General features: G+C 60.9%; 14 protein-coding genes. 7 read left to right on the forward strand and 7 right to left on the reverse strand.

From position 1 onward, the window contains the following. The first annotated feature begins 14 nt into the window (after nt 1–14). Together asd and AAF358_03465 are read left to right on the forward strand one after the other, a co-directional pair. Nucleotides 15–902: an archaetidylserine decarboxylase gene (gene asd / locus AAF358_03460; protein MEM7704581.1), complete on the forward strand. Its 888-nt coding sequence runs from the start codon at nt 15–17 to the stop codon at nt 900–902. Nucleotides 903–959: 57 nt separating this feature from the next. Beyond that, the gene (locus AAF358_03465) at nt 960–1,646 is read left to right on the forward strand and encodes an Mpo1-like protein (protein ID MEM7704582.1); all 687 of its coding nucleotides are present in this window, start codon (nt 960–962) and stop codon (nt 1,644–1,646) included. Nucleotides 1,647–1,667: 21 nt separating this feature from the next. Here the strand turns inward: AAF358_03465 and AAF358_03470 are convergent, their stop codons facing one another. The 3 genes from AAF358_03470 to AAF358_03480 all read right to left on the reverse strand — a co-directional run bounded on the left by AAF358_03470 (nt 1,668) and on the right by AAF358_03480 (nt 7,501). Beyond that, entirely contained in the window at nt 1,668–3,194 is a 1,527-nt protein-coding gene (locus AAF358_03470; GenBank protein ID MEM7704583.1) for an aminotransferase class III-fold pyridoxal phosphate-dependent enzyme, read from the reverse strand. Nucleotides 3,195–3,483: 289 nt separating this feature from the next. Then, nucleotides 3,484–6,345 carry a protein kinase gene (locus AAF358_03475; GenBank protein MEM7704584.1) on the reverse strand — a complete coding sequence of 954 codons (2,862 nt, stop codon included), beginning with the start codon at nt 6,343–6,345 and terminating at the stop codon, nt 3,484–3,486. 67 nt (nt 6,346–6,412) lie between these two features. Continuing rightward, nucleotides 6,413–7,501 (reverse strand): DUF1838 family protein, encoded by a 1,089-nt coding sequence (locus tag AAF358_03480; GenBank protein ID MEM7704585.1) that lies wholly within the window; start codon nt 7,499–7,501, stop codon nt 6,413–6,415. Nucleotides 7,502–7,822: 321 nt separating this feature from the next. Here AAF358_03480 and AAF358_03485 point away from each other — a divergent pair, with 321 nt between their 5' ends. The 4 genes from AAF358_03485 to AAF358_03500 all read left to right on the forward strand — a co-directional run bounded on the left by AAF358_03485 (nt 7,823) and on the right by AAF358_03500 (nt 17,411). Continuing rightward, the gene (locus AAF358_03485) at nt 7,823–10,516 is read left to right on the forward strand and encodes an Ig-like domain-containing protein (protein ID MEM7704586.1); all 2,694 of its coding nucleotides are present in this window, start codon (nt 7,823–7,825) and stop codon (nt 10,514–10,516) included. A 138-nt stretch (nt 10,517–10,654) separates the two neighbouring features. Continuing rightward, complete coding sequence (locus AAF358_03490; GenBank protein MEM7704587.1) at nt 10,655–10,894, forward strand: RHS repeat domain-containing protein; 240 nt, start codon at nt 10,655–10,657, stop codon at nt 10,892–10,894. Further along, nucleotides 10,891–16,074 carry a DUF6531 domain-containing protein gene (locus AAF358_03495; GenBank protein ID MEM7704588.1) on the forward strand — a complete coding sequence of 1,728 codons (5,184 nt, stop codon included), beginning with the start codon at nt 10,891–10,893 and terminating at the stop codon, nt 16,072–16,074. The genes AAF358_03490 and AAF358_03495 overlap by 4 nt, the downstream gene beginning before the upstream one ends. Nucleotides 16,075–16,244: 170 nt before the next feature. After that, complete coding sequence (locus AAF358_03500; GenBank protein MEM7704589.1) at nt 16,245–17,411, forward strand: CaiB/BaiF CoA-transferase family protein; 1,167 nt, start codon at nt 16,245–16,247, stop codon at nt 17,409–17,411. Between the two features lie 16 nt (nt 17,412–17,427). Here the strand turns inward: AAF358_03500 and AAF358_03505 are convergent, their stop codons facing one another. Next, on the reverse strand, nt 17,428–18,846 hold the full coding sequence (locus AAF358_03505; protein MEM7704590.1) for a hypothetical protein: 1,419 nt from the start codon (nt 18,844–18,846) through the stop codon (nt 17,428–17,430). Nucleotides 18,847–19,160: 314 nt separating this feature from the next. Between AAF358_03505 and AAF358_03510 the strand changes: the two genes are divergently transcribed. Further along, nucleotides 19,161–21,410 (forward strand): TIR domain-containing protein, encoded by a 2,250-nt coding sequence (locus AAF358_03510; GenBank protein ID MEM7704591.1) that lies wholly within the window; start codon nt 19,161–19,163, stop codon nt 21,408–21,410. 17 nt (nt 21,411–21,427) lie between these two features. Here AAF358_03510 and AAF358_03515 read toward each other — a convergent pair whose 3' ends face one another. The 3 genes from AAF358_03515 to AAF358_03525 form a co-directional block, all read right to left on the reverse strand. Next, nucleotides 21,428–22,888 (reverse strand): deoxyribodipyrimidine photo-lyase, encoded by a 1,461-nt coding sequence (locus tag AAF358_03515; GenBank protein MEM7704592.1) that lies wholly within the window; start codon nt 22,886–22,888, stop codon nt 21,428–21,430. A gap of 48 nt (nt 22,889–22,936) precedes the next feature. Beyond that, the gene (locus AAF358_03520; GenBank protein ID MEM7704593.1) at nt 22,937–24,181 is read right to left on the reverse strand and encodes an FAD-dependent oxidoreductase; all 1,245 of its coding nucleotides are present in this window, start codon (nt 24,179–24,181) and stop codon (nt 22,937–22,939) included. A 103-nt stretch (nt 24,182–24,284) separates the two neighbouring features. Continuing rightward, the gene (locus tag AAF358_03525; protein ID MEM7704594.1) at nt 24,285–25,742 is read right to left on the reverse strand and encodes an aldo/keto reductase; all 1,458 of its coding nucleotides are present in this window, start codon (nt 25,740–25,742) and stop codon (nt 24,285–24,287) included. Nucleotides 25,743–25,760: the final 18 nt, after the last annotated feature.

Below are 25,760 nucleotides of genomic sequence, written 5' to 3' on the forward strand. Positions count from 1 at the left end.
GATTAATCCTCGCGATGGGCGCAAAATCCGTTGCCGAGCTTACACCAGCGGAGAAGCTCAACTTTCTGCTGACCAACCGGCTGCCGCGGCGTTGGCTCACACTCTTTATGGGTCGATTCTCCAAGATCGAAAACCCGCTCGTGCGGACGCTGTCTATTCGCATCTGGCAAATGTTTGTCGATGACCTTCGCCTCCATGAGGCGAAAAAGACGCAGTTTTCCAGTTTGCACGACTGCTTTATTCGCGAACTCAAACCGGACGCTCGGGTAATTGATCAGAATGCGGCGGTCCTGACCAGCCCGTGTGACGCGGTGGTGGGCGAACACGGCCGAGTTTCCTCCGGGCGGGTGCTGCAGGCCAAAGGTTTTCCCTATTCGGTCGGAGAGCTTCTTGGCAATCCCGCGGCAGCAGAGGCGCTTGAGGGCGCCCGCTTTGTAACGCTGCGACTCAAGTCGAGTATGTATCACCGGTTTCATGCACCGTGTGACGGGAGGATCACGGGCCTCCGCTACATTTCTGGCGACACCTGGAACGTTAATCCAATTGCGCTCAAAAAAGTTGAGCGATTGTTTTGCCGAAACGAGCGGCTGATTCTTGCGCTGGAGGGGAGTCGATCGGACACGCCAACAATGATAGTCGCTGTTGCGGCGATCCTCGTTGCCAGCATGCGCATTCATGGCCTTGACGAAAGGCTCAACCTCGAATATGCGGGCGCCAATGAGATCCCCTTCGAACGAGAGGTCCGAAAGGGCGACGAATTGGGTTACTTCGAACATGGGTCGACGATCGTGATGTTTGCAGACGCCCGTTGGTCCCTGGCCGACCAGGTTAGCCGCGGCAATATCATCCGTATGGGCCAGCCGCTGCTGAGGCGCCGCGTTGGCGATGAATTGCAGGCGTGAAATCCAAGGTCCTCAACGGGCCGTCGTTCTCTACTCAGACAAAGGTGCATTTCCAACATGAGCAGTGCAGCAACCGATCATTTGACCAAAGAAAAGCTCAGCTTTCGTGAGGAACTCCATCTTCAGCGTTGGGATGATCACCGCTTTTACCACCACAGCCGTATCAACCAATCGCTGCACCTCCTCAGCGCGATCTGTTTCCTCGCCTGCTATGTCCTGCTGTTTTTCAATCCGGGTGCCGCGGCGATGCTGGGATGGATCGTTGCCATGTGGTCCAGGCAGATTGGGCATTTCTTTTTTGAGCCCAAAACCTACGACGACGTCAACCAAGCGAGCCACGAACACAAAGAAGAAATTAAGGTGGGTTACAACTTGTTCCGAAAGCGGGTCTTACAGACCCTTTGGGCCGTATCGCCGATAGTGCTTTGGTGGAAACCAGAGCTGTTCGGGCTCTTCGAGGCGCACACCAACTGGGATGAATTCTTCGCCAACCTGGCGGTACTGTGGCTTCTGCTGGGGGTCGGCGCTCTGATATTCCGCACCGTGCACCTGTTTTTCCTGCAGGATGTGCAGACCGGTCTGGTCTGGGCGACCAAGATCCTCACCGACCCGTTTCACGACTTCAAGCTCTATTGCCGCTCACCAATTTATCTGCTCCGCGGCGAACTCATCGACCCGATGATCCACATCCAGCACACGATTGAAGCGGAAAATGCCGAACCGGCAGAGCCGGTCTCGCGCTGACGGTGAGCAGCGCGAGGCGGGTTAACCGGTGGCGCGGGACCAGCGTCTGCTGACGATTTCGCGCAATACCTGGCGGCTGATGTCCTTGTCCGTCAGGCCGTCGGGTTTTGCCCACCAGCCGTCTTCACGCATCCGGGAGGCCGCGGCGACAATACGGCGTCCGACCTCGGCCACATCTTCATCCGTATAGTTATGGCTGAAAATGAATCGACCGGTTCCAACCCAGCTCAGTGCCAGCCCCTCAGCTCGAAGATAATATTGCAGCAGCCAATGAAATCGACTGGGCATTGCATAGGTGAGCATCCAGATCGACGCAAGGTTTTGAACGCGGACGGGAACATCGGCCGCCTGCAGTGACGCATTGACGGCCGCCGCGCGCTGATCCCACAGCGCCAGCTGATCGCGGGCTTCATCGGCCCACCCAGGGGCGGTAACGTGGCGCAGAAACTCATACATGCTTCCCATCACGTAAGGATGCGAGTTAAAGGTACCGCGGGCGAAGCATAGGTCGGTGGGTCGATCTTCCCGATGGCGGCTCATGAGCTCCGCCTTGCCGGCCAGCACGCCAACCGGCAACCCACCCCCCAACGTTTTCCCGTAGGTCACCAGATCCGCTCTTACTCCGAAGTATTCCTGCGCGCCGCCGAGACCCAGGCGGAAACCCACAAAAACCTCGTCAAAGATCAGCACGATACCCCGAGCCGTGCAGACCTCTCGCAGCTCTGCGAGCCAGCGCGCGTACGCCTCGTGATCCGCCTCGCCGTGCCGACGGCCATTGACCAGCATCGCGTCACTCGAAGCGCCTTGATTCGGATGAAGGGCCTGGAGGGGATTAACGAGGACGCATGCAATGTCCTTACGGGTTCTCAGGACCTTGAGCGTTGCCTCACTCATATCGGTCAGCATGTACATATCGTTGACCGACCGATGATGGCCCAGGCCCTGCACGCCATCCCACCAGCCATGATAGGCCCCGCAAAAGGTAACCAGCTGTGAGCGCCGGGTGTGGAACCTCGCCAACCGGGCGGCCTGCATGACGGCCTCGGTGCCGGACATGTGAAACGAGACCTCGTCGAGACCCGAAATCTCCCGGATCATTTTGACGTTGTTGCCGATGAGCGGGTGATAGGGGCCAAGCACCGGCCCCAGGTCCCGGACCCGGTTTGCACCGTTTTCGATGCACTTCTTGTAGAAATCGTAACCCAGCAAATTGACGCCATATGATCCGCCGAGATCATAGGACCAGTTGCCGTCAAGGTCGCGGATCCTCACGCCCTCGGTTGCGTCACTGACCGCACCAACAGGCAGGTTTTCGCGGACCAGGCTGCGAAACTGAAACGGGACGCGGTTGGCGTTGGTGAACTGGAGATCGGATATGGCCGGCTCGAGCTCCCGGGTCGCTTCGCGACTGCGCGGGGACTTGGCAGCCAGGCGTTCTTTCAGCTGATGGAAACCTGCCTCACGGCGCGCGACGACTTCTTTTTCCGCGCCGTCGCACCCGAAAGCCGCATCCCGCTCATACTCATAAAAGGGTACGAGTCTGGCCAACCGGCGCGAGATTCGAATATGCCCCCGAAGAAACGGATGTTTCGCGCGCGACAAACGGAGCCTAATCACGGCCTTGCGACCAAGCCAGGCCGCAAAAACAGCGGCCGTAATCCACACCAGAGTCGGGTTCATGATTACCGAGAGGAATTGAGCGTTCTGAAGAGCACATTGAAGCGTAGTGAGGGCGTGTTACAGCCCGGTGAAAGGCTGTGGTGCTAGCCCGATACAAATTTCGACTTAATCCATTGTGATGCTGGACAGCCCGGTGATAGAGCCAGTGGTTCGGAGATCAGCGGCCTTTGAGTCTCGGCTCGAGCAGCTCGATAAAGTTGTCGGTCGCCTCGATCGCCAGCACCCGCTCTCGCTGGTCCGCAATGTCCTGCCCCAACTGCGCCATCAGCGCGGTGAACGTGGGCTGATCTGCCAGCGGCTCTACTCGTGGGTCGAAAAGCATCTGCTGATAGTGCCGGAAACCGGCGGCGTAGGCGTCCTGAAACAGGGCCAGTGCCGCTTCGTTGTGGCCGAGGAGCACCTGGTTCATTGCGCGCACCGACAGCATCTCCGGGTTACCGCCAAGTCCAAGCTGCTGCAGCTTATCCAAGGCCTGTTCGATCTCGGCCAGCAGCTGATCCGCGCGGTCATGGTTTCCGGCCTGCTGCTGGGCGAAAGCCAGGATTTGAACCAGGTCGATCATGACCAGATCCTGAGTCTTTGGTATCGGCCAACGGATCGCTTTTTCCAGGTACTCAACGCCCGACTCATAGTCTTCGTTGACAATTCGAATGGCGCCCACTACCGCCGCAAAAAAGGGCGGCGCGCGATCCAGGTCGAAGCCCTGCTCCGCCATCATTTGTGTCAGCGGTCCTTCCATCCGCTCGGGTAGTCCCTGCAGGCGATAGATGAAGACCCGGCGCATCCAGGTGCCGGGCGCCACGGGTGGCATCGATTCTGCAAGGTCTTGCCAATAATGAGCCTGTTCAAAAAGGGCCAGCCGCGCGTAGCCATAGGCAATGAAGGAGCAGAAGAAATAGGGGTCAGCATCGTTCTCCGCCTCAGCAAGGATCCACGACTTGCCCGCCGCAATGAGCTTGTCGAAGCGGCCGTAGCGGTCATAGAGCTGAAACAGCTCAGAGTAGGCTGGCTGGGGCGGATTGGGCAGATCAAGCAGCCGCAACAGCATCGCTTCGGCCGCCTCGAAATTCCCGGTGTTGCTGTGTCGGGTAGCCACGTTGGTCGCGAGACGAGGATCCAACGGGTTTCGCTTCAGGGCGGCGCTGAGCACCTCCCGCGACTCGTCTTCCTTCCCTTGGTCAATCAGCGCGTTGCTCAACCAGGTTGGCGCACCGGCGATATCGCGGTCCAGGCTCAACGCTCTTCGAAGCGGCTCAACGGCTGCCTCAACCTGGCCACTGTTCGACAGCACCAGGCCCTGCGCCGCGAGCACAAACGCTTCATCAGGGTTGAGCGCAAGAGCCGCGGCAACGTCCTTGGCGGCCTCGCCGCGCGGGTCGTCGCTGAGGCCGCTGCGCACCGGCGCCAACAGGAGCGTTAACGCGCGCCCGGCGAGCGGTGACGCGTATTCCGGGTCAGCAGCAATAGCGGCATTGAAATGACCAAGCGCCGCCCTGGCGAACCCTGGAGTTCTCGCCCGCAGGTATTCGCGTCCGAGCAGAAACTCCTGGTAGGCGGCCGGCTTCGGTTCGTAGGTTGAAGGTGAGTCATCGGCAGCGAGGGTTGCTGAGAGCTGCGCCGCGACCGCCGACGCAACATCGCTCTGCAATGAAAAAACATCCGCCATCGAACGGTCGTAGGTCTCACTCCAGATACTTTGTCCGCGATGATCAGTCAGAAACGTGGTGATGCGGAGCTGGTCATCGACCTGGCGGACGCTGCCCGTTAACAGATAGCGAACCCTGAGGCGGCTGGCCAATTCCTGGGGTTCCAGCTCTGCCCCACGAAAAGCGAAGGAAGAGGCTCGAGCAACCACGTTTAGATCCGGAAACCGCGTCAGCTGATGCAGTATTTCTTCACTCAGGCCGTCACTAAATCGGCGACCGTCCTCGCCATCACCGAGATCCTCCAGCGGCAGGATCGCAATCGAGTTGGGTGGCCGGTCCGTTAGCTCGCCTCCAGTCGGCACGCTATCGGAGAGAAACTTGGCACCAGCCGCCAGTGCCAACACAACAAGACCGGCTGTCAGCAACTTTTTTAGCTGGGCCGGGCGATGAGCTGCGCTGGCCAACGCGTCCGAAACCTCAGCCACGGTTGGTCGTGTGGCCGGGTCGGACGCGAGGCAGCGCAGGGTAAGCGCTCGAAGGCGCCGGGGCAGCGCTCGGCCATCGATCGACCGGCGGCCGCTTTGCTCACCGAGCTCCTCCAGCGACAAGGGTTTCAAGGGATAAGTGCCGGTGAGCAGGTAATATAAAACGACACCGAACGCGTAGATGTCGGTCTCGGGCGATAGGGGCATACCGCTGAGGAGTTCCGGCGCCATCGCTACCGGAGAACCCGTGAAGGCGGGTGTACCTGGCTCTCCCCCGGAGCCAAAATCCATCAGGATCGGCGTCTGATCCGACTGGAGCATGATGTTGCCAGGCTTGATATCCCCATGCACCAGACCCGCTTCGTGAATCGCTGCCAGCGCTTCGCTGAGTGGCCGCGCCACGGCTAGGGTGTGCTCGATGCCGAGAGGCCCGTCCCGATTGATCCGCTGTTTTAGCGTGTCACCCTCTATCAACTCTGACCAGATGCCTGCCTGACCGTCATCGATTTCAGCACCATGGATTGTCAGCACGTTGGGGTGACGCACCCGCGCCAGGCGCCGGGCTTCTTCGACGAGGTCCGCGGGGTTTGGGCCCTCGCCTTCCCTATCGCGGTGCGCCAGCTTGAGGGCTACATCCCGCTTTAAGGTGGAATCATACGCGCGGTAGACCTTGCCAAAACCACCCTCGCCAATTTCCTCACGAGCGCTCAAGTGTCGCCAGTGGAAAACAAAGTCCCCGTCGGTATTCCCGCCCGTCTCACCCAATTTGAATGCCTGCACGACGCGGCTCAGCTGGTACAAACCGGGGGAGACCCGCTCCGCGTCGTCCCCAACCGGCTCCCCGTCAGCGATCGCTTTCAGCAGGCGGTCTTTGTCTTGCCTATCCATGGATCATGGCGCCGAGTGCCGGGGTGTCCATCGCACAAGCCGACGTTGCATGGAGCAATCTCCCGGGTCAGCCGCGTTTGAGGGCGCCCTTCCCTGTGGGCGGCCTGATTTCGTCTGCTGCTGGCTTCCAGGGATGTCCCTCGGTTTCCGGCGCAACGTCCTGGGAATAGGCGGTCCAGGTGTCGAGCCGCGGCGAGGAGCGGGGCCAACCTTCAACCGGCTCCAGATACTGGGGAGCTCGGCGCTCCAGATAATCGAGCACCTTGCGGGGCACGTCGTCATAACCTGACAGCCCGTTGTGGCTATGCATCCGTCCGCTGAGCACGCCGGATTCAAGCCCACTGCCGCCCATGCCCATCCAGGGCCACCACTGGGACGAGCGGGAGAACCCGGCATACATCCGAACAGTGGGAAGGTCACGGTCCTCCAGCTCTCGGCGCGAGACCTTGAAGGTGAAGTGCTCGGCTGGGCTGACGATCGGCCCGGTCGACGACACGGGCCAACCTTCTGGCGTTACCGGATTCTTGTGGTAATGGGTGTAGTCCCAGGCGAGCAGCAGGTCGTCGCCGTACTGCTCAAATGGCATCAGAAACGGATAGCGTCCGTTTTCGTCCGGAAAGATCGACCCCTCGTTCATCAGCGTCGGCGTATCCGGGTTGCCTGGCACAACAAACTTGGGCATCTCCACGCCCAGCGTTCCGCCACCGCCGGGATTGTAAAAGTGGTAGACCTCGACTTTCTTGCCGGTGTAGGGGTTGTCCCAAACCTCGAGCACCTCGCGAGTACGCAGGTCGGTGAACAGCCCAACTTCCCGGGTTTTGATCTTCAGATCGCGATTTTCGTCGATCTCAGCCTGGAGAACCCCAATTCCTTCAAAGTTGAAGAGCGGCCGCATCCGATCGGTGCCCACTCGACCGTACATCAGTCCGTGAAAGGCACCGATGACCGGTTCACTATAGCCGGCCCAGATTTTGCCGAAGGCGTAGAGATTGTCGCGAGGGTCGCTGTAGTCCAGGCCGCCGGGGAGCGACTCGACCTTGCCGTGCCGAGCCAGGGCCGGCCCGGTTGAACCCAGCATTAGTCCAGCACCCGCAACACCCGCCATGCGCAGCGCCTCGCGCCGGCTGACCAGATGATCTATCAGGAATGACTGCATTTCACACCCTCCCAGCCCGATGCAACACCACTTCGGACTGCCACAACCATAGGCAATTCCTTTTGCGTGGGCAATGGAACGAATTAGACCGTTCGAACGCACATCCGAATAGCAAGGAGCCGCCAAGCGGCGGGCCAGGACCGTGATCTACGCCATTCTTCTATTGGTTGTTCACTTTGAGACGCATCGTCGTTGTGTTCTTTAGAAAGGCCCTATTTGGTCCCACAACGCACCGTGCGAGGCAGGACCGTCCACGGGTTTTGTTGGTGAACAGACCAGGGCCATTCCAGGCTGCTCGCCCAGCGAACAAAGGGAATTCGCATGACAAAACGACATCATCGTCGCCGACTCGCGCTAACTGTTTCGGCAGCTCTCGCCACAAGCGCTCCGCTTCCTGCGCAGGAGCTTGTTGAGCTTGGCCAACTTAATGGCACAAACGGTTTCGCAATCAACGGAGAGGGTACCGATCACTTTTCTGGCCGCGCGATCAGTGGCATCGGAGACATCAACGGCGACGGATTTGATGACCTCGTCATCGGCGCACCGCGGGGAGATAACGGCAGCAACGACTATCGAGGTATTTCCTACGTGGTTTTCGGCAGCGACTCCGGCTTCCCTGCCAATCTGGAGCTTGCGACGCTCAACGGCACCAATGGATTCGCTCTGCTCGGGTTGAATCCCGACGACGAATTCGGCCATACGGTCGGCGGCGCCGGGGACGTCAACGGGGATGGTCTGAATGATCTGTTGATCGGTACTGAGTTCGCTAACCTCAGCTTCGTGTTGTTCGGGAGAGAGACACCTTTCTCTCCACGCAGTTTCCTATCCGAAATCACTGCGAATGAGGGTTTCCGCATCACGGGCGCCGGCTCTGGCGATGCCGCAGGTGGCGCAGTCAGCATTGCTGGTGACGTTAACGGTGATGGCTTTGACGACATACTAATCGGCGCCGCTTTTGCCGACCCCAATGGAAGTATCAACGCTGGCGCGAGCTACATCGTGTTCGGCACCGACGCGGGTTTTCCGTCCAATCTCGACCTTGGCACACTCAACGGATCTAACGGCTTTGTGATGAACGGAGAGGCAGCTGGAGATTTTGCTGGCCTCGCCGTTAGCGGTGCCGGCGACATCAATGCCGATGGTTTTGATGATCTGCTGATCGGCGCACAAAACGCGTCGCCGACAAACGGGACGGCTGCCGGCATAACCTACGTTATCTTTGGTTTTGATGATTTTGCGATCGATCTCATCAGTCTCGCCAACGTTGGCCGTGGCGGTGGCACCAGCAGTGTCGGTCTTACTATTGACGGGCTTGCGCCCTTTGACCTTCTTGGAATCGCCGTGAGTGACGCGGGAGATATCAACGGCGACGGCTTTGGAGATGTGTTGCTCGGCGCTGACCCGGCTGGCGGATCGGGCCCTGGCACCAGCTATGTCGTGCTGGGCTCCGACCAGCAGTTTCCATCAAGCCTGGATCTTAGCTCGCTCGACGGTTCCAACGGGTTTACGATCAACGGCGTCGCCTCTGAAGACGGCGCTGGGCTTTCCGTCAGCAGCGCAGGTGATGTCAATGGAGATGGCCTCGACGATTTTCTGGTCGGTGCCCGACGAGCAGATCCGGTTGGCAAGACGAATGCTGGCATCACTTACCTAATCTATGGCACCACTGCCGGCTATCCCGCCACGCTGGATTTGGCTTCCGTCGACGGCGGAAACGGTTTCGCGATCAACGGCGTCGCCGGCGCTGATTATGCAGGCCGTGCGGTAAGCGGTGGGGGCGACATCAACGGCGATGGCCTTGACGACCTTTTCATCGGCGCACCCTACGCCGATTCGAGCGGAGTCAATCGCAACGGAAGCAGCTACGTGTTGTTTGGCAACAGCGCTCCGCTAACCCGAGCCGACTCAGCAACACTGTTCTCTCAGCTGGAGGACGAAACCGCACCACAGGGAAGTCCGCTGGAAAGCACCATCATAAACGCCTACCTCGACGCCGATCCATTTGCCGGGATGGCGGTGATTGCCGATTCCAGCACCCCAGGCCAAGGCATCTGGCAGTACAGCGCTGACGGCAGCAGCTGGAGCAGTGTCCCCGGTACCGTGAGTGATCAGACGGCGCTGGTTCTCTCGGCAACTGACCTGCTGCGTTTCGTTCCAGAACCCGACTTTGAGGGCGTGCCCGGACCACTGAGCGTGCGCCTGTGGGACGGACGCTGGCGACAGCCCGGTACCGATGTGGATATCACGCTGGCGACCGGAGCTTTCGGCGGGTTCTCCCGCGACGAGGAGCTGCTCGACGTCTCGGTCGAGATCATTGGGATCAACGATGCCCCATCCTTCAGCGCCAGCAACCCACCGGCGGTCAATGAAGACCCGGGGGGCGTCACCGTATCCGGATGGGCCAACTTTGATCCGGGCGCGCCCGGCGAAAGCGGCCAGTTCCCGCTGGTTTACCAGGTTGAAAACATCTCTAGCCCGGGCCTCTTCTCGGTGCTGCCCACTATCGGCACGCTGGGCAATCTGGTCTATAACGCCGCCCCGGACGTCAGCGGAACAAGCACCTTCGATGTCCGCGTGGTCGACAATGGCGGTATCGCCAACGGCGGTGTCGACGTGTCCGGTTTTCAAACCTTCACGATCACCGTCAATCCGGTCAACGATCCACCGGGCTTCAGCGCGGAAGATCCGCCGGTGGTTGCGATCGATGCCGGACCACAGACGGTTGCTGGCTGGGCCACCTTTGACCCTGGTGCGCCGGACGAGCAAGGTCAGCAGGCGAGCTATCAGGTGCTGGGGGTTGAAGATGCTGGCTTGTTTGCGACTCCGCCCTCGGTGGACAGCAGCGGCAATCTCACCTATACCGCTACGCCCGGTGTCGAAGGCTCCACTGAGTTCACGGTCCAAGTGAACGACAGCGGCGGCACCGCCAACGGGGGAACCGATACCTCCAGCGCACAGACGTTTGTGATCCGCATCGGTGCCGAAACCCTCTTTGCCGATAGTTTCGAGGACTAAGCTCGCCGCAGAGCTTTTCTCCAGCGCGACCCACTACAAGAATCGGGTCGTGGGGTTCCGGCCTCCGGTCGCCGCTGGCGCGGATTACGCCGCAATCTCGCATGAACAGTCAGGATCAAGGAATAAGGATGTCGAGCTATGACGGAGAAAACGCGCGAGGTGCGCCGTTTGGCGCTGCTGGTCGGTTGCGCTGTCGGGGCGGTCGCTCTAGCTGAAACGTACACCTACGATGACGCTGGCCGATTGACCGGTATCGTCTACGACGATCCGGACCGGACCTTGATTCGGCTGGAGCTGGATGATGCGGGCAACCTGGTCAGCCAGTCGCGGTCGACGGAGTTTGTTTTTATCGACAGCTTTGAGGAGTCGTCACCATGAGGGGCGCTCCGGCAATTTTGGCTTCGCGAGTTCTTGTGGTCGCACTGCTGGTTCTTTGTCAGATACCGATAGCTTCGGCGCAGGACGCCTATCGCGTCAGGGACCTTCGGCCCGGTCCGAACAGCTCGACGCCGGGTGGACCATTCGAGGTCTCAAACGGGCTCCTATACTTCTCAGCGAACACCGGGACCGACGGCAGCATTGTCGTCGATCTTTGGCAAAGTGACGGGACAGCGCTGGGTACGCGCATCGCGATGGATTCCGTGGGTAGTCAAAACCCCAAATTTCTGACGGATGTCGATGGTGAGCTCTACTATGTGGCCACCGAATCCAATACCGGACGCGAACTGTGGCGACTGGTCGGCGGCAATCCACAGCGCGTGACCGATATCCGCAGCGGCACCCTGTCTTCCAACCCCGAGGGTATCGTTAACGTCAACGGTACCGTCTACTTCACCGCCATCAGCGACGCGTTTGGACGGGAGCTCTATCGCACCGATGGCGTAGGCGCGGTCCAGGTCGTCGACCTGACGCCCGGGGATGAAGACACCGAATTTGCAAACATCGGGACTGTCCCTAATTTTGTCGCTTTGGGTGACCAGCTGCTGTTCGTTGCTGACGACGGAGTAAGTGGACGTGAACTGTGGCGCACCCAGGGAACGGCAGCGACCACGGTGCGTTTGACCGATTTCGCTCCGGGCAGCGAATCGACATTGTCTTACCGAAACGACCCGGATGCCGGGGACAGGTTTGAAAACCTGTTGACCGTCGGTAATCAGGTTTTTTTTTCGGGCACCCTGGCTCCTAATAACCACTTTCTCGGTGTCACCGACGGAACGGAAGCTGGAACACGCGTGCTCCGGGAGTTTGGCAGAGCACGCCCCAACGATTTCGCCGAACTCAACGGCCGGCTGCTTTTTTCGGCAGACGAGCTCTGGCAGAGCGACGGTACCATCGCCGGCACGACGGAATTAGCCGACATCAGTCTTTTCGGTCCGTCTTTTCCAACCTTTCTCACCACCGTCGGCAACTTTACCTATTTCACAGTTCTCGGCGACAGCGGTGACGAATTTTGGCGCACTGACGGAACCAGCGCTGGCACGATTCTGCTGGCGCCCATAGGCACCGGTAAGCCCATTGGACTTGACGGCGTCGCGTACTTTTCGGCCGCGGATGACCAATTCGGCCAGGAGCTTTGGGCCAGCAACGGCATGCCTTTAGGTACCATTGGCCTGACCGATATTAACCCCGGTCCTGGCAGCGCCGTGTTTAACCAGCTAGGTGCCGTGAACGGTCGGGTGTTCATGGCTGCTGACGACGGAGTCAGCGGGGAGGAGCTTTGGGCCATCCGGGTGGGTGAAGTCACCGAAACCGACAGCGCGGCAAATTTCGAGCTGAGCGGCAGCACGGGCGACCCAATCAATACGTTCACCGGCGAGCTTTTTGAGAGTCCCGCGCCGGACATCGATCTCGGCGGACCGCTGCCGATCATCTTCAGCCGTTACTACGCCTCGGGCCTCAACGCGGACAGCGTCGTTGGCTCAATGGGCCGGAACTGGCGTCACTACTATGAATGGAATCTGATCCGCAGCCCGGGTACGGCGGAGATCATCACGCCCCGCGGCCGACGACTTCAATTTCTCGACGAAAATGGCACCTGGAATCTGGTGGGCGTCTCGGTCGACCAACCCTGGCAGCTGGTCACCGAAGGTAACCGCCTGGTGCTGGGCGATCCCGCCACTCAGTTGCTGTACGTTTTCGACGCCAACGATCGTCTCACCCAGATCCAGAATGTTAGCGGCAACACCCTCACGCTCACCTACAGTGGTGCAGGATTGCTAACCAACGTCGCCGACGGCCTCGGCCGCAGCCTGACGTTTTCCCAGCAGCCTGGCGGGCTGCTGACTCAGCTTGAAGATGACAACAGCAGAGTCGTCGCGTTCGGTCATACAGGCGAGGATCTGACCACGTTGACGGACGTGAGGGGCGGACAGACCCGCTACAGCTATACCGGTGCGGGGCTGCTCACCAGCATGGAACTGCCCGAGGGCAACGTTCGTTTCAGGCAAACCTGGGATGACCAGCAGCGGGTGTCGACGCAAAGCGACGACGACGGCAACGTGATGAGCCTGACGTACGAAGGCGCGCAAACGCGCATCGTTGATCCGTTGCTGAACGAGCAGGTGCATGAGCATAACGGCGGCGGCCAGCTCACCGGGATCACCGACGCGGAAGGCGAAACCACGGGCTACGTGAGCGACGGCGACGGGCGCAGGGCCGGCGTGGTAGATCGTCTCGGCGGCACGTCCTCGTTCCAATACAGCCCTGACAGCGGCCTGTTGGAGCAGCTCACGCGCGCTGACGGCCAGTCCATCAACTATCAGGAGGCCGACTATGTTGTGCGCGGCATCACGTTCCGCAACTACACGTCCATCACCTACCCCGACGGCACCAGTATTGGCTTTGGCCGAGACGGCGCCGGGCGCCTGACTTCGCTGACGGACCAGGCGGGTGGCGTCTGGACATTCTCAAGAAACGCCGCCGGCCAGCTGCTCAGCTCGACCAATCCGCTCGGCGGGACCACCATCCAGACCTTCAACCCAGACGGGACCCTTGCAACACGCACGGATCCTGCGGGCGATACGACCTCGTTCTCCTACGATTCCCTGCGTCGGCTCACCGGGATCACTTATCCGGGCGCTGACTCGGTCACGCTGACGCTTAACGACGCTGATCAGCTTACGGCCGTTACCGACGCACGCGGAAATACAACCAGCCTCAGCTATGACGCCAACGGCCGCCTGACGGGTTTTATCGATCGCGCCGGCGAAGCCCGTTTGTATGGCTATGACAGCAGCGGACGCCTGACCAGCGTCCAGCGTCCAGAGGGTCACGTTGTCAGTCTGGACTATGACAGCCGAGGACTCCTCGCGGAACTCGAGGACAATCTCGGTGAGCGCATGAGCTTGGACTACAACGCGTTAGGTCAGCTCACGGGCATCTCCGACAGCGCCGCAAACCGCACGAGCCTCAGCTATGACGAGGAAGGCGGACTGACCGAGATTCGAGACCCAGATAGTGCGCACGCGCAGCTCGGCCTCAACGCCACGGGCGGGCTCAGCAGCATAGCAACGGGCGCGAATGCACCCACGTCGGTGAGTTTCGACAGCAACGCACGTCCGATCGGAGAGCAGCTGCCGAGCGGCAGATCAACTTCCCGGACCTTTGACGCCCAGGGGCGGGAAAATCAGGTCCAGACCGGCCCGCTGCAGACCAGCCGAGACGTCGACGCGCTGGGGCGCGCCACCAGCGTCACGAATTCAGCAGGCATCAGCGCGACGGCGCAATACGACAATCAGGGCCGCCTGACGTCATCAACCGACCGGCTGGGCCAGACCACCAGCTACAGCTATGACAGCCGCAGCAGAGTCTCCGGCGCGACCTTTCCCGGCGGCGCTGGCTCGGTCAGCTACACCTACGACGCCAACGGCAACCTGACGCGCGCACTGTATTCCGACGGTACAGACATCAGCGCCACGTTTGATGCCGAAGATCGATTGGTTTCTGGTTCTGGGCTTTCGCTTGCCTACGACGGAAACGGCGAGGTCATTGAATCGAACGGCCTTCAGATGACCCGGCGCTCCGACGGCCGACTGCTCACCGTTGGCTACCCCGGCGGCATGACCGTCAGTTATACCTACAACGGTCGAGGCCTACTCGACACCGTCAGCGACAGCATGGGCAACAGCGCCAGCTTCAGCTACACCCCGGCGGGACGTCGCAGCGCAATCACCCGATCGAACGGCGTCACGACCAGCTACGAATACGACGCCTCCGGACGTCTTACGCGACTCCGGGTCGCTAGCAGCGGGACACAAAAAGGCGACACCACAAAGGGTGGCGGAAGCTTCCTCGATCGACGGCTGGCATACGACGCCGACGCGCGACTGTCCCGCGTGACAGGGCTTGAGCCACTGGCTCCTAACTTCGATTCCCTGCCTGATTTGGATTTCTCGTTTAATGCCGCGGGACAAATCGCCGGCAAAGTTTTTAACCCCCTTGGCCAGGTCACCGAAGCTGACGAAACGCAGTACGGCTGGGATTTGGCAGGGCGCGTGCGGCAAATCTCAGATGCAGCCCAAACGGTCGATCTGGACTACGACGCTACGAACCGGATGATCGGCATGAGCCAGGGGGGACAGCAGAACGGATTCCGCTGGAACTACGCGACCGGCAGGCCAAGCCTGGCGGTTCAGTCTGTTGACGGGCAGGACTGGTTTAACTGGACCAGCACCCCAGAGGGTGAGCCGCTGTGGCGCAGCAACGCCGACGGATCAGGTGTCTGGTTTCCACATTATGATGAATTGGGGAACGCGGTGCTTGCCACCGACGAAAACGGCACCGCGGGCAGTCAGGCGAAATTCGACGCTTTCGGAAAAGTGCTGGCCGGCGCACCCTTGTGGCCGCTGGGTCCGCGCGCTCGGCAGGGCGGCCTGTCGCTCACCGGCGACATCTACAGCGACGCGCCCGGCGAATACGTCCACAGCGGCGCCCGGAGCCGCATCAAGCCACGGCAAGGCGGAGACTTTGACCCGACGGACCAGAACGCATACAGCATCGGCCGCTTCGGTTCGCCGCTGCCGGAAATCACCGACGACAGCAGCAGGTCAATCAGCTTGAGCGAAATTGTATTTGGTGAGAACCAGCTGATAAACAGTCTCGATCGAAGTTTTGAGTTAGGCCTATCGAGGGACCTGCTGTTCGGCGACGATCCCACACTCAAGCTTACCAGCAGCTTCGGCCTGGCCGACGATCCCTTTCTCATTGCAAACAGGATCACGCCGGAGATCTGCACCCCAAACAGTCGTGCTAGCATCGAAAAGGAAATTAAGCGCCTTGAAGCCCGTCAGGCGACGCTTGATCAGCTCGGCCGAGATGTTGCAGAGGAAGCTGTCCGCAACCTAATTCGGATGAATCTCTCCGACACGCAGGTTCTCTTCCCGCTCACCCCGGAAGCCGTCCTTGTAGAGGTACTCTCGGACCCGCTGGGTATTCTCAGAACCTACCTCATTCTGCAGGAATCAACTCGCGTGCAGAATTTGCTCAACGAACTGAACCTGGAGCTGAAACAGCTCGATTCCATCGTGCCGGAGTTGCCGGCAATCGTCATCATTTGCTGAAAGCCTTCGCTGTTCAAAATACTGCGCAAGATGACGCCAATAGGTGCTGGCGCTTGATCCGCTAGCTATCACGCGCATTCGACGGCTGGGCCATGCTCCGCACGGAATATCCCGCGCAGGAAAGCTTGCAGGTAAACTGCGAAACTTTCGCCAAAGAGACAGGCTTCCCCATGGGACCACTCAACGGATTTAAGATTATCGAAATCGCCGGGATCGGCCCGAGCCAGCTTTGCGGCATGCTGTTGGCCGACATGGGTGCGCAGGTGCTGCGCATCGATCGTCCCGGGGAACTCGATCCCGGCATTGCGATGCCGGCGAAGTTCAACCTGATGAACCGCAGCCGACCGACGGTGGAGGTGGATCTAAAGCAGCCCGAAGGGGTTTCGCTCGTGCTGCAACTATGCGCTGATGCGGATGCGCTGTTTGAGGGCTTCAGGCCCGGGGTGATGGAGAAGCTGGGTTTAGGGCCTGACGCCTGCCAGGCGAAGAATCCTCGCCTGGTCTACGGCAGAATCACCGGGTGGGGACAGGAAGGTCCACTTGCCGACGCTGCTGGCCACGACACCAACTTCATCGCGCTTTCTGGCGCCCTGCACAGTATCGGCGACGCGGACCGCCCGCCGCCGCTGCCGCTGAATCTGATCGGCGACTTTGGCGGCGGGGCGTTGTATCTGGCTATGGGGATGCTGGCGGCGATGCTGGAGGCCAGCCGCTCCGGCCAGGGGCAAGTGGTCGACGCAGCGATGGTGGACGGCGTGGCGTCCATGATGACGCTCTTCTACGGCCTGCTTGCCGGAGGGCGTTGGCAGGACAGGCGGCAGAGCAACCTGCTGGACGGCGCCGCGCCTTTTGCCCGCAGCTATCAAACTTCGGACGGTGGGTTCATCGCCCTGTGCGCGCTCGAGAACCGCTTTTTCCGTAATCTGCTCGAGGCTTTGGAGATCGACGATATCGATCCTGCCGACCAGTACCGCTTTCAGGACTGGCCCCGGCATACCGCGCTCTTCACTGAGGCCATCGCCGCCAAAACCCGGCAGCAGTGGGCAGAAACTCTGGAAACACGCGACTGCTGCGCCGCACCGGTACTCTCTCTGAGCGAAGCGCCAGAACACCCGCACCTCAAGGCGCGCGGCACGTACGTCACGGTGGACAACATTGTGCAGCCGGCACCGGCGCCGCGCTTTTCTCGTACGCCGTCATCAACGCCAAGCGCTCCGCAGGAGCCCGGGGTAGATGCACAGCAGGCCCTAATGGATTGGGGACTCAGCGAGCCGGAACTAGATGACCTGGCGCAAGAAGGCGTACTCGGTTCAGGCCCAGCGGCCGCGGCAAGCTAACCAGATTTCGGTGACCCTACTCGAATCCTGAAGCAAAAATCAGTCCGTCGACGTCCACAGCCCCGTCGCTCTGGATCTGAATAAATTTCACCGAATAGCCATCCCACCAGTCGTCGCGCCCAGCGGCGCAGGTGGGTCGCTCGCCCACCCGCCAGGTCAGCGTGTTGTTGCCGGCCACCAGCCAGGCCGGATCGAGCGGAAGGCGGAAACTTTTCCAGTCGCGCCACTGGCCGCTGACGCAGTTTTGCTCAGCGTATTCATACGGATTCACCTCCAGCTCCGGGCCACCGTTGATGCTCAGACGCACCTGTCCTCGCAGCGGCTGGGCCAGCTGGCCAAACAACACCGGGCTGTTGATTTCAGCGGGGAGGTTAACGTTGACCGTGACCGTATCCCCAATCGGTCGATTGCCGTTGGCCTGCAGATAAACCACGTCGTCAGCGGTGTATGCCTGATAGTTGCCCACTACCGGTCCGTCAAATCGAATGTTGTCCCAGTGGAACGTGTACGTATCGGTGTTGCCGTGTCCCACCGGGGTATATGCATGGGTCTTGAACAACACCAGCCCACGCGTGAAAGGAAGGCCATCCGGCAGGTTGACCATTAAGTCGTCGAAGCCACCGTCAGCGGTTTCAATACCCCACACAATCCGATCGTTCTCCAGCCGGATCCGCATCGTTCGTCGGATACGACGGTCGGAGGTAGCCGGATCTGTGGGATGCAGTGCGTTCCAATAGGCCCAGTCATATTCAAAGAACTGACGCTCGTCCACCTGCCAACCGTAGGGATCAAGATCGCCGCTACCCACCCGCACGTGGCGCACCAGCTCGCTGAAGTTGAGCACGATCCGGTCCAGCGGATAGCGCTCGTCGATGGCGGACTGCGGTGAGGCTGCTCCCACCCGAAGCTGGTCCCGCGGCGTGATCAGCACCTCCCACCAGACACGCTGGCCGTGGCCGAGGTTGATATTGACGTCAAATTCCAGCGTACCGCCGTCGCTGAAATCGAACTCCTGGCGCGGCCAGAAGGCGCTGTTGGAGTAGGCCGTCACCTCACCCAGCGCCGACATCATGTGGTTCTTGCAGAGGAAGAAACTCTCGTCCGGCCGATCGCCGTTTGAGGTCTGGCTGGTGTTGACCAGATGCTGCGGCAGCGGGGACACGGCCGGGTTGGGCCCATCACAATTCATGTTGTGGTCTGCAAGAAAACCGACAAAGTTTTTGCTGAACTGCTCCTGCGGATGATTCCGGTGGGTCACCACGTAGTCGAAGGTTCGAGGCAACAGATCCTGTGAGGGAGCCGGTGGATCGCCGTCGAAGGTCTCTTCAAGCGCCCACTGGACTGGCTGGGCAAAGGCACTGAACGTTGCGGCGAAAAAAAGCAGGACCAGCGACCGGTAGACGCGGGCCCGTTGACCATGAGTGGAAATGGACACGGGGCTCTCCTTGATCAGTCAAATTGTCGGGTCGGATGAAGCGGGCCGACGCGATCAAGGTAGCGACGGCAGAGAGGAATAAATGAGACCGTCATCGCAGATTCTGTGCAGCTTTCTGAGAGGCAACAAAAACTTAAGCCTTCTCTAACGCTAATTTCACTGACGTTACGCGCCGGCGATCTCACCGAGCGGTGCCTTGAGCGAAAGCGCCTCCTTGGTTGGGGGTCCGGACCACAGTGAGGTGCTGGAAGACACGGGCTGCCGATGGCCGCACGCGGATATAATTGAACCGACGGCAACGTGTGGGGTTCGCATTGACCGACCTATTCATCTCCTACGCTCGCGGCGACCATAAGGAGGCGGGACGCCTTGCTGCGGCTATGGAAGCCGCGGGCTACTCCGTATGGTGGGACCGCCAGCTCCTGAGCGGCGACGAGTTTTCCGCCCAGATCGAAGAGGCACTCAAGGCCGCTGGCGCGGTCATTGTGTGCTGGTCTGCGGAAGCCTCGAAATCTCGCTGGGTACGCGACGAAGCCTCGGTCGCTGCAGACAGCGGCAAGCTGGTGGCGATCGGCCTCGACGCCACCGACCCGCCGATGGGATTTCGCCAGTTTCACTGCGAGGATCTCTCAGGTTGGCGCGATGGAGCGGACAATCACGCCCTTCAACAGCTGCTGCGGGCTATCAGCGCCAAGCTCAGCCCAACTGCTCCGACGCCAGTCGTTGAAACTGTCGACCGACCCAAACCAGCAGGCCCCGGCTTACCCCTGGCTGGGGCGCTCATGCTGACTGCGATGCTGGCGATCGGCGCCTTTTTTATGACGAGCGATCAGGGCGACCCCGCTGAAGTTATGGATTCATCGGCACCAAGGCTCAAAGAAGGTACCGCCGACGAGCCCCTCGACGTCAGGCGTTACGACATCTTGCTGCCGGAGGACGCGCCGATCGATTTCATCGGCGCATCGCCGCTCCGCCTGCCGGTGCCTGCGCTGGCGATCACCCCGGATGGACAGCAGCTGATTTACACCGGCCCGTCCCAAACCGATCAATCTCAGCTATTTCTCAGAGATCTAGGTCAATTTGGCGTGCGGCCAATCCAAGGTACCGGAGGCGCCTATCTGCCCTTTGTTTCGCCTGATGGCGAGAAGGTCGCCTTTTTCGCCGCTGATGAGCTGAGGATTGCACCGCTCGACGGCGGAGCAGTGCGGACGGTGCTCGCAACACCAAATCCGCGCGGGGGTGCCTGGTGGGGCAATGACCGGATCATTTACTCCGATCGGGAGGGCCGGTCGACCTGGTGGATAAATATCAACAGCACAACGCCACAGCCGTTTACGCTGGCCGAAACTACCGCACCAGACGGTACGCCTATTGTGTACAACCGGGTGATGACGCCGATGCCAGGTGGCGAAACGGTACTCACCGTGGCCTACCCGGGTACCGAATCGTTTGGTCGTCTAGTGGCCTTGGACCCCGCCCGCGGGACGCTGGAAACGATCATCGATCTCCCCGTTGCGGGTTGGGCCAGCAACGATTCATTGGTCTATGTGATGGGCAACGAGCTGTTTGCCGTGGATTTTGAGAATGCCACCAATCAGGTGTCAGGCGAGCCCCGTTTGCTAGGCGGCGAGCTTCGGCGCGACGACTCGCTGCCACAGTTTGTGCTTTCAGATCGCACGCTGATTTACGCCACCGGCGGCGCCTATCTGGAGCTGCAGATAGCGAGAGTCGGCGTCGACGGCAGCATCAGCGAAACGGCGATTGCCGACGCGAGATTTGGCAACCTTGCCGTATCGCCGGATGGTCAGCAGATCGCCGCCACCGTCAACGGCAGCCAATCGGACATTTATCTATACAACCTCGCCAGCGGGCAGTCGCGCCGCCTGACTCGGGGTGGCAACAATCACCACCCCGAGTGGTCGGATGATGGCGACACGTTGTACTTTGCGCATGACAGCAGCGGTGAGCCTCAGGGCGTTTACCAGACTTCAACATCCTCAGCCAGCTTTGAAAAGTCGCTTATCCTGGAGACCCAGAGCTTCCTGGTAAGGATGAGCGCCAATAACCTCGCTACCATGCCGGTTGTCGGCGAAGGCGGGTTCGACTACGCAATCGTTGACCTCCAAACCGGTAAGCAGACAGTGGTCGCACAGCAGCCGGATGTGGAAGAAGACCTGGGTCACGTCTCGCCTGATCACCGTTGGCTGGCGTTGACGGTCGACGCCTCGGGCCGCTACGAGGTGGTCATCATGCCGCTGCTTCGCGATGGTCCTACGCTCCCGGTCTCAACCGAAGGCGGCGAAGAACCCACGTGGTCGGAGGACATGTCCAGCCTCTACTATCGCTATGGCACCCGCCTGTATCGGGTGCCCGTCAGCCAGCAAGACGGGGCGGTTAAGCTTGGCGAGCCGGAGACCATATTGGACGACCCCATGTGGGTCAATGTACCGGGGTATTCTTATTGGCCTGACCCCGGAACTGGCGGCTTTCTGATTCTCCGAGATAACCAGCCTCCCACTACACGCGAGCTAAGGGTGATTGAAGGTTGGCGCAGCATACGCTAGCCCGAGGAATGAACTCACTAACGACGCCGACGGCTGCCGTGTCGGCGGAAGATGTCTTTACTCTCTCGAAACGCTTCCTCTGGGGCGCGAATCTTTGCCATGCGACGGCGGGCAGTCCTGGCCGCGGCGATATGATCCACAATCGGTGCGGGGTAGTTGCCGGGAATACGGCAACCCTGCGCCACCTGCATAGACGCCGGCATGCGCCAGGGTTCGTGAATCCACTGGGCCGAGACACCTTCGAGTTCAGGGACCCAGCGGCGGATGAAGTCGCCGTTCGGATCATGCTCCATGGATTGCTTCACCGGGTTATAGATCCGAACGGAGTTGATCCCGGTAGTGCCAGACTGCATCTGCATTTGGCTGAAATGGATTCCGGCTTCATAGTCGGTGAAACACCGGGCCAGATGCAGCGCGGGCTGTCGCCAGTGCTGCCAGAGGTGGTAGGCGGAGAACGCAGCGAGCATAGCCCGCATCCGAAAGTTCAGCCACCCCGTTGCGTTGAGATACCGCATGCACGCATCGACAAACGGATAGCCGGTCAGACCTTGGCGCCAGGCCTCGAAGCGATCCGGATCGAACGCGTCTTCCCGTAGACCGTCGGTGCTGCGGGCCAGGTTCTCGAACTCGATTCGCGGCTCGCTCTCAAATTTCTGGATGAAGTGGCAGTGCCAGTGGAGGCGGCCCTCAAAGGCCTTGAGCGCCCTGGGCCAGGTCCCGCTGCGCCCCCGTGCACCCTGCTGGGCCCGCCAGGTGCGCTGCGCAAGCTCGCGCAGCGACAGACTGCCCATCGCCAGATGGGCGCTGAGCCGCGAGCAGCTGTCCTCGGCGGTTTCGGGACTGGATAGCTCCCGGTGATAGCTTTCGCCCCGCGATTCCAAAAAGCTGCGCATGAGCCTGCGTCCGTGATCGGTACCGCCGGGCTGAACTGCACAATCCTCGAGCTCGAGCTCCGGCGACCAGTCTTCCCAGCCGGCGGTCGCCTGTTCCTGCTGCCACTCAAAGTGCTCTGGCAGCGTGACCAGCGGCTGCAACATCTGTCGCTTCCAGTGCCCGGCCCAGCCATTGCGGTCTTTCAGCGGCCGAAACACCCCGAACTGGCGGTGTTCGATCAGCGGCACCTGTTGCTCGCGGCACCAGCGTCGCAGCGCGATGTCGCGCAGATCAGTCCAGCGGGTGCCGGTTTCCTCGTGCGCGTGAATCCGCAGGCTGCCGTAGCGTTGCCTCAGTGATTCGAAGACCTCAAGGGCACCTCCCACTCGCACGCAAAGCTCGCCGCCCTGCTCGCGCAGGTCAGCATCCAGCGACTTCAGGCAGCCCTTGAGGAACTCCCACTGTCGCCAAGACCGATCGGGCTGCGTCCACAGCTCCGGCTCGATGATGTAGAGGGCCAGCGTCGGGCCACGATCCAGCGCGCCGGCAAGCGCTGCATGGTCGTGTGTGCGAAGGTCCCGCTTGAACCAGACTACCTCGATCATGGTCCGTAGCGTGCGACAGCCGCCGTCAATCGGCGGTGAACGGCGTTATCAGCCGAGCATAATCCGGCTGCCCTTAGCGCCGGCGACAATCGATTCGAGATTGAGCTGCGGCAGCAGGAGGCCAAAGGTGGCACGGCTGGCGCGGCTCGCCAGCCGGGCCGCGTAGCCAACCGGCCGCCAGGGTGAATCCAGCTGAGCCATCGTGGCGAGATACACCGCCTCTTTGCCTGCCGCCAGCAGCGGGCTGGCGGCCGCTGAATTGCCTGCCACGAGCCACGTGGTGACGTCGCCAAAAGCGATCAGGGTTGGCGTACGCGATGGCCTGAAGTCTTTGAGCCGCCTGCCGCGGAGAAATCGATCCACGTTGCCGCCGGCCAGCTCCCCCATATCCATCGCGTGGTACGCCTGCTTGGCGATAGGCTCTCGCAGGGCAGCGCTGTCGCCGGCCACAAATAGTGCGTCACTGGCCTGGCTCTGGAGCGTGTCTCGAACCGGCAGCCACCGATCGTCAGAGGTGTTCAGGGCGGCGTCACGGAGAAAGGCGGGCAGCGCGAGCCCTGCCGTCCAGATGCACAGGTCGGACTTGAGGCGCTGGCCGTTGTCGAGGACAACGGTCTTCGCATGCACCGACTCCACCGCCACGCCGTGGAGGACATCCACGCCGAAAGCCTCGCAGCGCTCGGCGGCATCATCACCAACCTGTCGAGGCTGTTGGGACAGCAGCCGATGCTCTTGCTCCAGCAGTCGAACCTTAAAGCGTTCGTTGCGGTGACGTCGCCGCAGGATCTCCCCGACAGTCTCGACGCCCGTGATGCCGCCGCCGACCACAACCACCGAGGCTGGACGTTTCCGGCGGCCCAGCCGGTCCAGAGCTGTGGCGATACGCTCCGCGTCTGCCACTCGGCGCAGTTTCATGGCGTGTTCCTCAACGCCCGGGACCCCAAAGCTGGCACCCTCACTGCCGGCGGCCACAATACAGGCGTCATAATCCCAGCACCGGCCTTCCGCGCTGATCACCTGTTGTGCATCGCTGTCGATTTGACTGACCCGCGCCTGCACAAATTCGTGGCCGTAGCGGGCAACGGCGGCACCGAAGGGCAGCTTGACGCCATCCGCGCGTTTAACGCCCGAGAGAATCTCATGGATGTTAGGGGTCCACTCAAACTCCCCCATCGCGTCCAGCATCGTCACCCGGTAGCGGCAGGAAAGCTGGGCTGCTGCCCGCAGCCCGGCGAAATTGGCACCGACAATGACGATGCGGGGTTTGCTGGAATGGTTCTTGGAAGATGGCATGACGCGTATTTCTAACGGGTAATCCGCAAGCTTAGAACGCGGTTCTAGAGCACACACACCAAAGTGCGGCCAGTCCAAACCGCTTAGCCCAACCTTTAGAGACTCAGTCTGGGAACTCGGCGCTGAGTATCGCCTCAGCCTCAATTTCGACCAGGTAAGGATCGCCGATCAGGCGCGCCTCGACCAGCGTGTTGGCGGGGCGGATCTCAGCAAAACGTTCGCCGTGAGCTCGGGCCACCGGCTCCCATTGCTCCGCGTCCGCGACAAAGACGCGGGTGCGCACCACGTCTTCCAGCCGACCGCCCAGCGACTCGATTGCGGCCTCGATCTTATCGATGACAAAGTGGGCCTGGGCGGCAGGGTCGCCCTCGCCGATCACCTGATCACCGTGGGTGGCCGTTGTGCCCGATACCAGTATCCGATCCCCGACTCGAACCGCGCGACAGTACCCCGCCAATGGCTCCCAGGACGTGCCGCTGAAGACGCGCTGCCGGCCGGCAGCGTCCACCTCCGACGCAAAGACCTTGGGCACTTCCTCCAGGTGATCGCTCAGATCTCCCGCAGCGGTCAAAAAAGGCGGCTTGCGGTATTCGTCACCACAATTGCCCGGAATCGGTCCGAAGTGTTCCACCGCCTGCGCCAGCGCCGCCCGATCTGCGTCCGTCAGCGAGAGGGTAAAGATCTGTCGGTTTTCCGCCAGGTGATCGCCGTGGCCGAGACGCGCGCCGAGAATAACGCCGGCGACGGCCGACTGGTCGAGCATGTACCGGCTGGCCAACACCGGAACACTGACCTGATGACGTTGCGCCACGGCAACCGCGGTGCGCAGCAGATCCTGGAACGCCTGCCAACCGCCCCCGGCGTCGATAAACCGCTTGTATTTCATCTGCGACCAGGTCGTCGGATTGGCAGGTTCCGGCTGATCCAGCCAGCGTTCGGATAGAAACCCGCCCGCCAGGGTGCCGTAGGCCAGCAGGCCCACCCCGAATTCGCTGCACACTTCGCTCATTGCGCCGGCTGCCCGCTGATCGATCAGAGAGAAACTCAGCTGATTGCTGACAATCGGCAGACCGCTCGCCAAGGCGATGCGTAGATGCGCCGCATCAAAGTTTGTCACGCCCAGCGCACCAATGAGTCCTTCTTCCTGCAACTCTGCCAGGTAGGACAGCGCGTCGAGCCACGAGGGGTCTGGGTAATGCCAGGCGTGATACTGCAGAAGATCGAGGCGCTCGGTCTTTAGCCGCGTCAACGAACGCTCGACGGCGCGGCGCACCTCTTCCCGGGATGTGGCGCCAGGCTTGGGTACCCATTTTGTGAGCAGCTGGGAGGCGTTACCCAACGGGTGTGTCGCGCGGAAATGCCCGGCGATGATTTCGGCAGAACCATAATGGTCGGCCATATCAAACGTACTGAACCCGCTTTCGACGAACGGGGCCATATGATTGGCTGCCGCCTCCGGGTCGAGCGTCTGACCGTCACGCTCAAGATCGGCGATCTGCCAAAGCCCATTGAGGACCCGCGAAATAACGAGACCCGGCGCCAGTTCGGTGGTCTCAACCACGCTGGCTGCCCTCGAAGC

This window comes from Pseudomonadota bacterium (assembly GCA_039033415.1).
Lineage (GTDB): Bacteria > Pseudomonadota > Gammaproteobacteria > Xanthomonadales > SZUA-38 > JANQOZ01.